A 13852-nucleotide genomic window follows, 5' to 3' on the forward strand; every position below is an offset into this window, starting at 1 on the left:
ATCACCCCCTAAGTAGATATGACATAGCTTTCATATGTAGCGAGTGTCCTGATCCAATAGATATAATTTTTAATTTTAATCTTTTACCTGAAAGGGATATATCACCTATTAAATCAAGAATTTTATGCCTTACTGGCTCATCTTTGAAGCGAGGTTCATTAACATATCTACCTTCTCCCACAAGAAGTGCATTGTTAAGATCAGCACCACTTATGAGTCCTTTTTTAACAAGCTCCTCTACCTCATAATAAAACCCGAAAGTTCTTGCTGGAGCAATTTCAGTTTTATAATCTTTAAGATCTTTTAAATAAAATGTTTGCCATCTTAAAAAGGAATTAGGAAAAGAGATAGCACAAAGTACTTGAAATCTGCTTGAGGGAAAAAAGAGAATTTCAGCATTTTTAACCCTAAAAGAATATGGTTTCTCAATCGTCAATTCATCTATTAAATCATCCTGATCTTTTACTAAATCCTCAAGAATTTCTACCCAATAAAAAGCACTGCCATCTAAAATTGGCACTTCGTCTCCATCAACTTCCACATATAAGTTAGAAATTCCAAGGTAATATAATGAAGACAAAAAATGTTCAACAGTAGAAATCTTTTCGCCATCTTTTTCTAAAACAACTCTACGTGAAGTTTCTACTACAAACTTATAATTGGCTGGAATTTTTACTTTATTCTTAATAAACAAAACACCTGTATTTTCTGGGGCAGAATGTAAATACATTTTAGTATAACAACCAGTATGTAGGCCTTTACCTTCTACCTTGACAGATTCTTTTATTGTTCTTTGTCTAACCAAGTTTATCCCTCAACTTCTTTATTTCTTCCCAAATCTCAGGAAGTCTTCTCATAATAGCTTGTACTCTCATCTCTTCCCTATGAGGTCTGGCGGGAAATCCAGAAACTATCATGTTATCAGGTATGTCTTTAATCACACCACTCTTAGCAAGGATGGTTACGTTATTGCCTACTTTAACATGATCAGAAACACCGCTTTGACCTGCCATGATTACATTATTTCCTAATTTACTACTTCCAGCTATACCACTCTGACTTACTATAACGCAATTCTCTCCTATTCTTACATTATGTCCTATGATTATCAATGATCCTATTTTAGTACCTTTACCTATGCGTGTTTCTCCCAAAGTGGCTCTTTCAATAACCGTGTTTCCTCCTATTTCTACTTCATCCTCTATAACCACCTTACCAATATGAGGGATTTTGTAATGCTCTTCTCCATTCCATACATATCCAAAACCATCTATTCCAATACTACATCCTGAATGAATTATAACTCTATCTCCAATATAGCAATGGTCATAAATAGTTACTCTTGGATATATGATACAATTCTCACCTATTTCCACATTATTTCCTATTACTACTCCTGAAAATATCTTTGATCCTTTGCCAATCTTTACATTATCTCCTATAACAGTATATGGTGCTATTCCCACATCCTCTCCTAATTGAATCCCTTTGCCCATAATAACTGTAGGATGAATATCTTTAGGATATACCCGCCAATCAAAATACTTTAATAATTCTGCCATTGCAAGTTTAGGATTCTCAACCCTTATATGTGGCTTAGAAGAAGACCCACCATATGGAATCACCATTGCTTTTGCCCCTGTTTTTTCAGCTACTTTTATATCATCCAAATCAAATACAAATATAAGATCATTATCTCCTGCTTTGTCCCATTCAGAAATCTTTTCTATATATACATCTTCCCCAACTAACTCTCCATTAATTATCTTTGCTATTTCACTAAGATGCATCTTTATTCACCCTTTATTTATTCAAATTTTTTAAAACCTCATCAGTAATATCAATCCCACCCCATATTCTTATCTTCTTTTCGATAACCACAGAAAGCTTCTTGATCTTTGCTATATTTTCAACTTCTTTTAAAATTTTATTTTTTATATCTTGTCTTGCTTTCTCTACATATTCTCCTAATTTTTTCTCTTCTTTAGCCCTTAATTCATTAATCTCCTTATCAGTTTTTCCACTTTTCTTGGCATCAACTACCAATTTCTCAATTTCAGACTGTCTTTTCTGTATTACAGTTTGAACACTCTTAGTATATCTGAAATCAAGAAATACCTTTGAATAATCTATATATCCTATATTAATACTCTGTTGAGAAGAAATAATAGAGAAAGATGAAACAAATATAATGTATACAGATAAAATTATCTTCAATAGCCTTTTTTTCATGTCTATTTACCAGAAGATAGAATATTTATAACTTTATCTGTAATATCTACTCCGCCCCAAATTACAATCTCCTGACCTTGTACATTCTTTGTAAGTACTGCTATGTATCCCTCTTTTTTAGCAAGATCAGAGAATATTTTATCAAGAGTCTTTTTTAAGCTATCTAACACTTTTTCCACTGCTTGCTTATAAGGTTGAAGTTCCGCATCATATTGGGCCGATAGTTTCTTTATTTCATCCTGAGATTTTCCAGCCTTCTGAGCTTCATTAAGCTTATTAAGCCTATTTTGATATTCTTGTTGATATTTATTATAGGCATTCATAAAAGGAGGATAACTTCTTAAAAGTTTATCTTCATCAATATATGCTATTTTCAGAGAAGTCTGAGTCTGTGCTCCAACAATTTTAATACCAACAAAGATGAATGAGATTGCAATTAGTAAAAATACTATGAACAGACCATATTTTTTCATTTTCCTTACCTCCTAAAATTCTAATTTTGATTTGATATAAAAATTTCTTAAAGATACAAGATCACTCTCTAATCCAAAGGCAGAGAATAAGGATTTTTGAGTAACTGAAAACTCCACACCAAAAAATGGATTAATTCTAATATCACTTGCAGACACTAAATCTCTTGGATTAAAACAGCTATCACCTCCCACAGATAGAGTTAAATATATCCATTTGTTTAAGGGAAATGCATAAGTAATCTTTAAATACAAAGATCCATCCTCTGGTGAATCTCCAAAAGGATATCTTATATCCCCCATTAAACCTAATATACGTTCATTAAGACCCTCTCCGTATCTTATAAAATACTTACCTGATAATGAGGCTAAAGAATAATTATAATTAGAGCCTCCACCATGAAAATCTATGCCAAAATTAAAATAGCTTCCAGATTTATAAACACCATTCTCTTCTAAAGTTGCATCTTGAGTTATATCAAAACTCAACACTTTATCATCAAGATTCGGATTATTTTTAAAACCAATTTCACCTACTATATTATTACTACTGGAAAGAGTTTTATTAATACTCAATCCCCAATAATTATCTCCAAAATAAACTTTTAAAAACTCCCGTTGCCAAGAAATAAGGTAGTCAAAAGATCCTCGCATATTGTTAGAAATGTTTAACTCTAAATTGCCATAATTACTCAAATAGTAGCTAAAACGTAAATTTACTCTCTCATTTTTTTCATAAATCAAAGAAACTATTCTTGGTGATAGATATTCAACATTAAGATATAAAATTGTATAAGCTCCTTCAAAAGCCCATTCTGGTATTATTTTTATCCTTATATTCTTTTTCAAAAGTTTCTGATTAAGTTCATCTATTTTCTTTAGATCAAGAGGATCTCCTATTGAAAGATTCAAATTCTCTTCAATAACCTTCTTTTCCCATTGATTACCGCTTATTATTTCAATACTACCTATAATAGGAGCCTCTTTCCAAATAAATGAAAGAATTCCATCTTTAAAAATATATTGAGGAGAAATTTCTAAAACAAAACCCTTCTTTCTATAAAGATCCTCAATCTTTTTGCAATCCTCTTTAACTTTATCCTCAATAAAAAATTTGCCTTTGCCACTATAAATAACTTTCTGAATAGCATTAATTGTTATAAGCTTTATATCTGGAAATATTATGTCAGCAACAACAGGAAATTCTTCCACCTTTATGATCAGTTCATAACCACCATCTAATTTTTTAAGATCATAAGAGACAGATTTAAAATAACCACTTTCCTTTAACTTATTTAGTTGACCTTCTATATACTTTCCATTATAAGTATTTAAAACTTTAATGTTTAATATATTCTGAACCGTATCGTAAGAAACATTTTTCAAACCTATTATAGATATTCCCTGAATAAAATAATTTTCATCAGCAAAGGTAAGGTTTAAAGTAATTAAAAGAAATAAAGAAAATATTATTATCCTTTTCAAAGAGATCCCTCCATTCATTAAAATATGTCTCCAAAACTAAAATGAATTCTCCACTTAGTATTAGGATCCATTGGATCATTACCAAAATTATATCCAAAATCAAATCTTATTGGAATAATTATAGTTTCATACCTTAAACCAAGTCCTACGCCAGTATAAAGTTTAATATCAGATAAGGAGGAAATATCTTTTGAATACCATGTACTTCCTGTATCTAAAAAGAAAACCCCATAAATTCCATTCCCAAGAGGAATTCTATATTGGACATTAAAAAGAGCAAATGTATCTCCTTTAAATTCATTATCATAAAATCCTCTGATAGAACTTGAGCCACCTAAGGTAAAGAGTTCAGTAGTTGGTATATTACCCTCCCCATATCCTAATCCTAATCTAAATGATAAAACTTGTCTATTTTTCTGCTCTATAATAGTTAAGGTGGACTCTCTATTAGTGAGAGGTATATGCCACTGAAAATCTCCTACATATTTGATAAAGTTAGCATCACTTCCACCACCAGCAAATTCTAAGTTTACATATTGTCTATTTCCTTGTGTAGGATTTAAATAAAAATCTCTAGAATCTCTTATTAATCCTATCTTAAAACTCCCTACACTACTCTTAGGATTAGAGTTATCCAAATAAGTAATCTCTTCATATTTAAAACCAAAAGAAAGGCTCCAAAGTCTACCCAAAGGATAGGAGAATGAAAAAGCACCCCCAGTCTTTTCAACGGTAGATGTTGTTAAATCTGTAATAGTTGTTTTTTTGTCATAAATATCCAATTGAAAAGAATTTCTCCCTCCTAAAAACCAAGGATCACTGAAACTTAACTGATAATTGATCTTTCCTAAACCTGTTAATGATAATTGTAAACTTAAACTTTTAGCTTTCCCAAATAAATTGCCTTCTTTATACTCCACAAAACCATATATACCTACATCCGTCGCATACCCACCACCAAAATTAAAAGATCCGGAAAGTTTTTCTTTTGCAACATAAATAACCTTTACCATTTCCTCTGAACTTCCCTGTTCGAACCTAACAGATACGTCTTCAAATATTCCCACATTATATATATTTTGAAGATCCCTTTTTATCTTTTCCCAATTAACAGGTTCTCCAACCTTTAATGAAATTTCCCTCTTAATCACATTCTTATCTGTCGGTCTTCTTAGTACAGCTAAAAATCCTAATACCGAAGTTTCTGTAGCAGGAACAATTTCTACTCCAATGTCTTCTACTTTATACTCCTTAAAGGTAAATATCAATTCACCATCTTCAGTAAAAGAGAAGGATTGAAGAACTGTGAAAACATACCCTTTTTGTTGGAGGAAATTTTGAATATTAATTATATCCTTTTTTATAAAATTAGTATTAAAAGGGCTATCCTCTTTTGTTAACAATATAGTCTTTAAGTAATCAATTGCTACTCCCGTTAATCCTACAAAACTTATCTTTCTAACTATAGGATTTTCCTTAAAAATAAAAGTAAGAGATATCTTATCTTCATTGGTTATGGATTCTACATCTACATCTTCAAAATAACCTAATTCTTTAAATTTAGAAACTTGTTCATCAATCTTATCTTGCGTAATAAAATCCCCCCTATCTATTATTCTATACTTGTCAACCTCGGATTCTGCAACTTTAGAAAGTCCTTTATAACTAATATTCTCTAAGATAGGATTTTCCCTTACTATAAAAGTCACATAAGCCATATTATTAGGTGACACCACATATTTTATATCTACATATGAAAAATAACCAGAATTTATTAAGAGATTTTTTCTTTCTTCAATATATTTCTCAGATAAGAAATCCTTTGAAGTTTTTTTAATTATATTAAAAAACTTATCCTTGGACACATTTTTTAAACCCTTTACATCGATCAAAACTATCCATGGATTTTCCTTTAAGTTAATATCTAATCCAGCAGCATTGTTTCCAAGATTAATTGTTTTAAAAGCTATTTCTTTAAAATATCCTGTATCCTCTAATCTAGATCTTAGATTGTCTAAAAGCCCTTGAGACAGATAAACCTCTGTATTTAAAAATATAGAATTTCCTTTTATATCTCCCTTAAATCCTATTACTTGCATTAAATCTTTCATCTCTAATTTATTTAGACCAGAAATCGAGATTTTAGATAATAACGGATTCTCTTTTAGATTTATATTAAGTGATAACTTATTATCCTTTTTTTCAATTTTAAAATCTACTTCAGAAAATAAACCACTATACATTAACATTTCTTTCTTCTCTAAAATTGCATCTTCCGATATAAGCATGCCTTCTTTTAACCCTAATAATTCTAACACTCTCTCCTTAGATATTCTATTTAGTCCGTTTATTTGAATGCTATCTAAAACTGGATTTTCTTTAAAATAAAATGTCAAAATTACACCAGAATCTATTTTTTCTTGTGTAATATCAATATCAGAAAAATAACCTTTAGACATGAATTTTCTTCTCTGCTCCCAGATAAGCTGATCAGTAGTCCATCCTATATAAGGAAGAATAACTGAATCTTGAATATCTTTTAAAGCTAGTTTCTGTAAGCCTTGAAATCTTACTCCATTCACAAATATAAGAAAGGGTGATTCTACCACATTTATTTCAAGAATAATTCCATCCTTCTGGGAGATCTTATTCAACACAACAGAAATGAAATAAGAAGAATCCTCCAATTTTTCTTTTATCGCATTCAGTTTATCGTCAGAGATATATATATTCTTTCCTATTCCTGCTATCTTTAATATCTCTTGAGTGCTTATTTTTGTATTGCCCTTTACTATAACATCTATTACTTTATATTCTGTCTGAGCGAATACTAATACAGAGGAAAATATTAAAAAGAAGAATAAGGATAAAAATACTATCTTTTTCAAAGCTAATTCACCTTCCTTTTTAAAACTTTGTAGAATATTCCATATTAAAATTGAATTGTTTTCCCTGAGAGGTATAAAGCTTAAATTTCAAATCATTACTTAATTTATAGCTAAATTCACTACTCCACATCCTATCTCCCCCTAAAGAATAATTTAATGTGAAATATAATCTATCCCAAATTCTCTTTTCAAGAGTTAAGCTTTTCCAAATCGGTAATAAACCTTGTATTTCATAATCTACTTTTAAACTATCAAGACTAAAGATATTAGATATCTCTGAAACAATAGGATTTAAAATAAAATTTCCAAAAGCAGAGCTTATAACTCCTTCTACTCCTATAGGAATGCTTTCTATAATACTCGAAAGAGTCCAGGTTTCTGATTGCGCTATAGGAAGATTTTTTTGTCCCACAAGAAGAAATAAAATTTCTCTAAAGGTAAGAGGGGGATCTGAAGAAAACACAAAAGAATTATTTCCCATAAAACTATAACCTTTCAAATATATGATATATCCCTGTATGATAGTACTAGCAGAAATTTCCCAAATATTCTCTTCAAAACTTAAGCCAGGAAACTTAATATATCCATTATTCACAATAAAAGAATTACCTAAAACATTAATATTTCCACTATTAAAGGATAACTTTCCATCCAAAATTGGCTTTGCACTATTACCTTTTACTGCAAGATCCCCCTTAATTGACAGATATAAAAACTCATTTTCATAAAACATAACATTATCTTTAAAGGATATTTTAAGATCAAAATCTAATGGAAGAGAAATATTAGGAATCTGTGTATTTAACTGCGGATATTTAACATGGGTATTAAAAACTATGCAATTTCCACTAAGAATATATCTATCTTTTTTCTGATAAAACATTAAATCCCCAGATAAATAGCCCTTTGCCATATCAGGTATGCAAAAACAAATTTCTGAAAAATCAGATTTTATCATTATATTTGGATAAACTTTACCTTTTAAAATAAGATTATTATTGTCTCCACCTAAATTTAAATTATTTAATAAAATCTCACCATTTTTTGCAATCATATCAAAACTTACATACTTAAATTTTTTTTCTATATAATTAACCACAATCGGATCTTTCCATTTAATATCACCTTCAATACTTTGAAGATCCTTATTACCCTTTATACTGACCCTTAATTCTCCCTTAGTTATATCTCCGCTTTTTAAAATTCCTTTCGGTAATAATGAATTAATAAAGAAAATATCAGGTAATGATATGTTAAATGTAAAGTCATTCAAAGAAAATTCTCCTTTAATTTCACCATTATCTTTTGACAATCTTGAGATCGTTCCTCTCAATAAATATCTATTCTGGATGTTATAAATATTCATGGATATATCAAATGGCATAAATCCAGAGATAACCACATCCTTGGTATTTAATTTTACATTATTCACTTGAAAACTCTTCATCTCCATATTACCAGATAACATTCCACTTACAAAATCTATATTCATATTTTTCAAAAAACTAAGATTAATATTTTCAAAAGCCCAAAATCCATTTCCAGAAAAATCTATGTTCCCTTCAATTTTTCCAGCCTCTTCTAAATAAACCCTTAAAAATACTTCTCCTTCTTTTAAAGAAATATTAGCGATGAGATCTTTTAGTTGAAAAACGTTATGCTTATCTATTTTGAGATTAATATAATCAAGATCCTTGTTGACTTTTCCAATAAAAGATGAATTTAAGAGAGAAATCTTAGAATTAATATAAAGATTAAAATCATTATTTCCTTTTAAATCAAATACCCCATCAATTTTTAAATTAACTAATGAATAATCAAAAACAATCTGGAACTTCAAAAGATCTTTGTAAGTTCCTTTAAATACAACATTATTTAAGTTTATATTTCGAATGCTAAAAGTCTTAGAAACCCCAGAGAAATTAATCCCCTCATTAGCAAAATCTATTTCTAATTGATCAATTTTTCCTAAATAATCATTAAGAGAAGAAAGATCTAAATTCTCACAGATAATTTTAACCTCTTTTTCTTTCAAGTTCACATTACCAGCTAACTTTCCTCCAAGAATATCCCCATTTAATTTCATATTATCCTTTTCAATCTCTACACTAAGCTTAACAAATTCATTTCTCTCTCTATATATAAAAATCTCTCCTTTTAGATTTACACTATCAAAAGAAAACTTTCCAACTCCTTCTAAAGAATATGGTCCAATAAAGCTGATATCTTTTATCTCTTTAGAATTTGAAAGATCTAATGTTGCTTTTATATCTTCTATATTCATGCCGTAAAAATCTAATTTAGGAATTTTAAAGAGTACCTTATTTCCTTTTATTAATACATTTCCTGAAAGCTCAAAATCCAGCAACTTAATATCATTAAAATCTATGTTCCCATCACCCGAAATATCATAATAACCTTTTATTGATCCCTCAAGAATTTGCCCATCTATATTAAATTTGTTATCCCTAAAGCTCCCATGTATATATCCAAGTTTATTTTTATTAATTAAAAGATTTTCAAGTAGTATATTTCCTTTTTCTAAAGAAAAAACAAAATTACCTTCCAAACTACCTATATTATCAAGTTCTGAATAAAATTCTCCTGAAAACTTATTATCCATGGTTAATTTCAATTTTTTAACCTTACCACCCAAAAAATCAATATTTTCGCCCCAAAATGAAATCTTCCAATTGTTAAAATCTCCTTCTATTTTTGCATTCAAAAAGCAATCTTTATCCACACTCAAAAAATAACCATCAACACTTCCACTACTATCTAAATTCAAATCAAAATTAGAAACCTTAATTTCAAAATCTTTATATTTTAGACTTCCTATTTTTGTATAAAATTTCAACTTCCAAGAAGAAAAATCTCCTTTAAAATAAAATAAACTATTAAAACTAAACTCCTCTCTAAAAGATAATCTTCCTTCCACTTCCCCATTCATATTTAAAATATTTAACTTTCCCTTTCCTAAAAATAAACTATTATTATATTTTCCACTTAAGGACAGGCTTAGATTCTTTAAATCATGACCCTTTAGATTTATGCTGACTATTCTCAATGGAAAGTTTTTGATAATAAGATCTTTTCCATAGAGAGATATATCAAAATAGGGATTCTTTAAAATATTACCTGAGATCTTAATCCTTATCAACAGATCTCCATCAATATCTAAGTTGGATAATTGATGAATTGAGGATTTAATTTTCAATATTTCAATATTTGATGAAAGGAGAGAAATGTATCCCAATAGATTTTTAGGATCATATTTACCGCTTACCCAAACATATCCAAAATCATCAGTAAGTAATTTACCATTAATATTAAAATCTTCCGTAGTAGTTTTGTTTATACCTAATACTCCTTTTTTAACATATATCCCTGCGGATATACTAAAAAACTCTAACCTTAGCTTTTTTAAAAAAAAACTGAATTTCTCAATAAATCAAAATTTAAGCTTCTTTCCTCATTTTCCAAAGAAAAGATAATTTTTTCAGCAGAATAATCTCCCATTTTTCCATTCTCTATTACTCCATCAACAAAAACCTTCCATCCTTTACTAGCCTCTTTATTCCCTTTCACAACTAAAGAACCTTTTCCTTCTATATCTGGTAGGTTAAATAGCTTGGATATCTTTTCTAATCTTATGTTTTCAGCACTTAAGTAAAACTTGCCAGAATTCTTTTCAAGATCATAATTCATATTTCCTGATGCCTTACCAATTTCCAAATCACCAGTAAAAGAGACTAAAAGCCCAGGTATCTTAGCATCCAGATTTAAGGCTATATTATCAAATTTGATATCATAAATAGTTCCATCTTTAATATACACCTCTCCTGAAATCCAGGGTTTATCCCATGAATTTTTAATAATTAAATTTCCTTCTCCCTTTCCCTTAAGTTTGAGGGAACTATTAAGAAACTCTTTATCTATTTTCTCTCCATTAAGGTTCTTAAAAGATACTTGGATATCAGGATCTGGTGCTACTTTCCCACTGAAATTTACAGAAGCTTCAAACCAAACCCCATCTCCTTGTACAACTGATATATTTTCATTATTTATTTTTACCTTCATACATACATTCTCTATTGTTCCTGGAACACCAGATATGCTTCCTTTTACCTCTTTTGTATCCATCTCTCCACTATAACTCCATTTATCTTTGTCCCCTTTTGTATTAAACCATCCAGAAAAAGTTCCCTTTTCAACCTTAAATATATCAGGTAGAAATATAGGAGCCCATATTGTAGCATTAGTATTTTTAAACTCAAAAGTTAAATCTCCCGATAATTTGGAAAAATTATAATATCCATAGGCTTTTATGTTTTGTCCATCAGCCAAGATTGTAGCTACATCATAATTTATGACTTGATTTTTATAAGATAAATCTCCATTTACCTTATTTATCTCTATATCTTTCTTAAGCTTCAAATCCCTGATTACAAAAATTCCATCTTTTATTTTTCCCTTAATTTCAATATTGATATTTTGAGAAGATGTCCCAGATTTTCCAATACCAGGAATTTCAGGAAACTTCCATTCCCCTTTTTCATCATGTATTATTATTATTTTGGGTTTTATAAATTCTAAAGTAATAGGAGAAAGCTTTATAGCATCTCCCACTGAAAGGCTTACATTGGTAAATAACGCAAAATTTCCAAGCTCTAACTTTGCAATCTGTATCTTATTCGGAAAAATATACCTTACATCTTCTACCTTAAAAGATTCTCCAAAACTTCTATTCAATACATAAACTACAACATACTTTACCCATAATGGTGATGTTATGTATATAATTCCTATTAATATAAAAACTATACTAAAGACTAAGATCAGAAACTTTTTTACCTTCTTCATAACTCACTCTCTTAACATTTGCTCCTAATGTAGAAAGTTTTTCTTCTAAAGCCACATATCCTCTATCTATATGTTCATCCACATCTAATACCTCCGTAACTCCTTCTGCCACTAAACCTGCAAGCACTAAGGCAGCACCCGCTCTTAGATCTGTAGCCTCCACAGGTGCTCCTTTCAATTTTTCAACTCCCTGTATCAAAGCTGTTCTTCCATCTATACTTATTTTAGCACCTAATCTCAACAATTCTCCTACATGTAAAAATCTATTTTCAAAAACAGTCTCAACTATCAAACTTGTACCCTGAGCAAGGCTTAAAAATACCATCATTTGAGGTTGAAGATCTGTAGGAAAACCAGGATAAGGCATAGTAGTTACCTCTATCCCTTTCCAAACCTTTTCACCTTTAACCCTTACCTCTCTATCCCTTATTTGCAAAGAATTTACACCAGCCTCTTTAAGCTTAATAAATAAACTTTGGAGATGTTCAGGTTCTATATTCTTTATTACTAAATCTTTTCCTATCATTATTCCTGCTATTATAAAGGTCCCTGCTGCTATCCTATCAGGAATAATTTTATAATAATCAATGGGTTGTAATTCTTTCTTACCTTTTATATATATGGTGGAAGTGCCTAAGCCTTCAATTTCCGCTCCCATGCTTTTTAAAAAATTTCCAAGGTCCACAACTTCAGGTTCACAAGCTGCATTCTCTATTATAGTTTCTCCTTGAGCTAAAACAGCAGCCATCATAATATTTCTTGTAGCTCCTACACTTGGTTTATCAAGATGAATTTTGGCTCCCTTCAACCCCTTTTTTGCTCTTGCACAAACAAAACCTTTATCTACAGTTATCTCTGCTCCTAAACTTTCAAAGCCTTTTATATGAAGATCCACCGGTCTTAAACCAATTCTACATCCACCTGGATAAGGAATCTCTGCTTCTCCAAAGTAAGCAAGTAGAGGTCCCATCAATTCAAAAGAAGCTCTCATTCGAGAAACTAATTCATAAGGAGCTCTATATCCCTTTGGTTCTCCTTTAATAAGTACCTTATCTCCTTCTAAAAACTCTACGCTTAATCCTAAATATCTCAGTATTTCAGCCATTGTTAAGTTATCTTTTACAGGTGGAACATTATCCAAAATAAGATCTCCAGAGTTTAAAAGAGAGGCAGCCATAATAGGCAGAGAAGCATTTTTACTTCCCCATATATCTATTTCACCTTTAAGCTTATGTCTGCCTTCAATAATAAACTTATCTCTCATTCCAACTTTATTTAAAGTAATATTATTTGGTTCCAAAAAGTCTGTCTCCTGCATCTCCAAGCCCCGGCACTATATATCCGTGATCATTTAGATACTCATCTACAGCAGCAGTATAAATTTCCACATCTGGGTGAACCTCTTTAAAAGCCTTAATACCTTCAGGAGCAGCTATTATACAAACAAATTTAATGTTTTTAACTTGCTTTGATTTCAAAATGGATATGGCTGCAATTGCTGATCCACCAGTAGCAAGCATTGGATCAACTACAATTACTTCTCTTTCGCTTATGTCTTCTGGTAGCTTAGTATAATATTGGACTGGTTGAAGTGTATTTGGATCTCTATAAAGTCCTATATGACCAACCTTAGCTGAAGGAAGAATTTGTAACATACCCTCAGCCATTACAAGACCAGCTCTCAATATAGGCACTATCGCTAAGTCTTTATTGTTTAAAACTTTTCCCTTTGCTTTACCAAGAGGAGTTTCCACTTCCACTTCTTTTAATGGTAAATCTCTTGTAACTTCATATAGCATAAGGCTTGATATCTCTGAAAGTAATTCTCTAAATTCTTTGGGCTGTGTATTCTTATCTCTTAATTTTGTAAGTTTATGTTGAACTAAAGGATGATCAACCAATTTAACCATTTAA

The 13852-nt window shown here is 30.2% G+C and carries 10 protein-coding genes; all 10 read right to left on the reverse strand.

The features are described from left to right. Position 1 precedes the first annotated feature (1 nt). Entirely contained in the window at positions 2-805 is an 804-nt protein-coding gene (gene lpxC, locus ACY3IT_RS07880) for a UDP-3-O-acyl-N-acetylglucosamine deacetylase (RefSeq protein ID WP_463082401.1), read from the reverse strand. After that, positions 798-1790, reverse strand: coding sequence for a UDP-3-O-(3-hydroxymyristoyl)glucosamine N-acyltransferase (gene lpxD / locus ACY3IT_RS07885; protein WP_463082402.1), 993 nt, complete (start codon positions 1788-1790; stop codon positions 798-800). The genes lpxC and lpxD overlap by 8 nt, the downstream gene beginning before the upstream one ends. Positions 1791-1803: 13 nt before the next feature. Continuing rightward, positions 1804-2232 carry an OmpH/Skp family outer membrane protein gene (locus tag ACY3IT_RS07890; RefSeq protein WP_463082403.1) on the reverse strand — a complete coding sequence of 143 codons (429 nt, stop codon included), beginning with the start codon at positions 2230-2232 and terminating at the stop codon, positions 1804-1806. A 2-nt stretch (positions 2233-2234) separates the two neighbouring features. Continuing rightward, positions 2235-2705 carry an OmpH/Skp family outer membrane protein gene (locus ACY3IT_RS07895; RefSeq protein WP_463082404.1) on the reverse strand — a complete coding sequence of 157 codons (471 nt, stop codon included), beginning with the start codon at positions 2703-2705 and terminating at the stop codon, positions 2235-2237. Between the two features lie 12 nt (positions 2706-2717). Beyond that, a complete protein-coding gene (locus ACY3IT_RS07900; RefSeq protein WP_463082405.1) occupies positions 2718-4187 on the reverse strand; it encodes a POTRA domain-containing protein in 1470 nt (489 codons plus the stop codon). A gap of 17 nt (positions 4188-4204) precedes the next feature. Next, positions 4205-7075 (reverse strand): BamA/TamA family outer membrane protein, encoded by a 2871-nt coding sequence (locus tag ACY3IT_RS07905; protein ID WP_463082406.1) that lies wholly within the window; start codon positions 7073-7075, stop codon positions 4205-4207. A gap of 19 nt (positions 7076-7094) precedes the next feature. Continuing rightward, positions 7095-10292 (reverse strand): translocation/assembly module TamB domain-containing protein, encoded by a 3198-nt coding sequence (locus ACY3IT_RS07910; RefSeq protein WP_463082407.1) that lies wholly within the window; start codon positions 10290-10292, stop codon positions 7095-7097. 206 nt (positions 10293-10498) lie between these two features. Continuing rightward, positions 10499-11938: a translocation/assembly module TamB domain-containing protein gene (locus ACY3IT_RS07915; protein ID WP_463082408.1), complete on the reverse strand. Its 1440-nt coding sequence runs from the start codon at positions 11936-11938 to the stop codon at positions 10499-10501. Then, positions 11901-13202 (reverse strand): UDP-N-acetylglucosamine 1-carboxyvinyltransferase, encoded by a 1302-nt coding sequence (gene murA, locus ACY3IT_RS07920; RefSeq protein ID WP_463083639.1) that lies wholly within the window; start codon positions 13200-13202, stop codon positions 11901-11903. The genes ACY3IT_RS07915 and murA overlap by 38 nt, the downstream gene beginning before the upstream one ends. A 22-nt stretch (positions 13203-13224) precedes the next feature. Continuing rightward, positions 13225-13848 (reverse strand): uracil phosphoribosyltransferase, encoded by a 624-nt coding sequence (gene upp / locus ACY3IT_RS07925; protein ID WP_463082409.1) that lies wholly within the window; start codon positions 13846-13848, stop codon positions 13225-13227. Positions 13849-13852: the final 4 nt, after the last annotated feature.

The sequence above is a fragment of the Dictyoglomus sp. GBS genome (assembly GCF_055179815.1).

What these genes read in the sequence shown, in the direction of transcription:
- ACY3IT_RS07915 (WP_463082408.1), bottom strand. Translation starts at nt 11,938, where the DNA reads ATGAAGAAGGTAAAAAAGTTTCTGATCTTAGTCTTTAGTATAGTTTTT.
- upp (WP_463082409.1), bottom strand. Translation starts at nt 13,848, where the DNA reads ATGGTTAAATTGGTTGATCATCCTTTAGTTCAACATAAACTTACAAAA.
- ACY3IT_RS07890 (WP_463082403.1), bottom strand. Translation starts at nt 2,232, where the DNA reads ATGAAAAAAAGGCTATTGAAGATAATTTTATCTGTATACATTATATTT.
- lpxD (WP_463082402.1), bottom strand. Translation starts at nt 1,790, where the DNA reads ATGCATCTTAGTGAAATAGCAAAGATAATTAATGGAGAGTTAGTTGGG.
- murA (WP_463083639.1), bottom strand. Translation starts at nt 13,202, where the DNA reads ATGAGAGATAAGTTTATTATTGAAGGCAGACATAAGCTTAAAGGTGAA.
- ACY3IT_RS07895 (WP_463082404.1), bottom strand. Translation starts at nt 2,705, where the DNA reads ATGAAAAAATATGGTCTGTTCATAGTATTTTTACTAATTGCAATCTCA.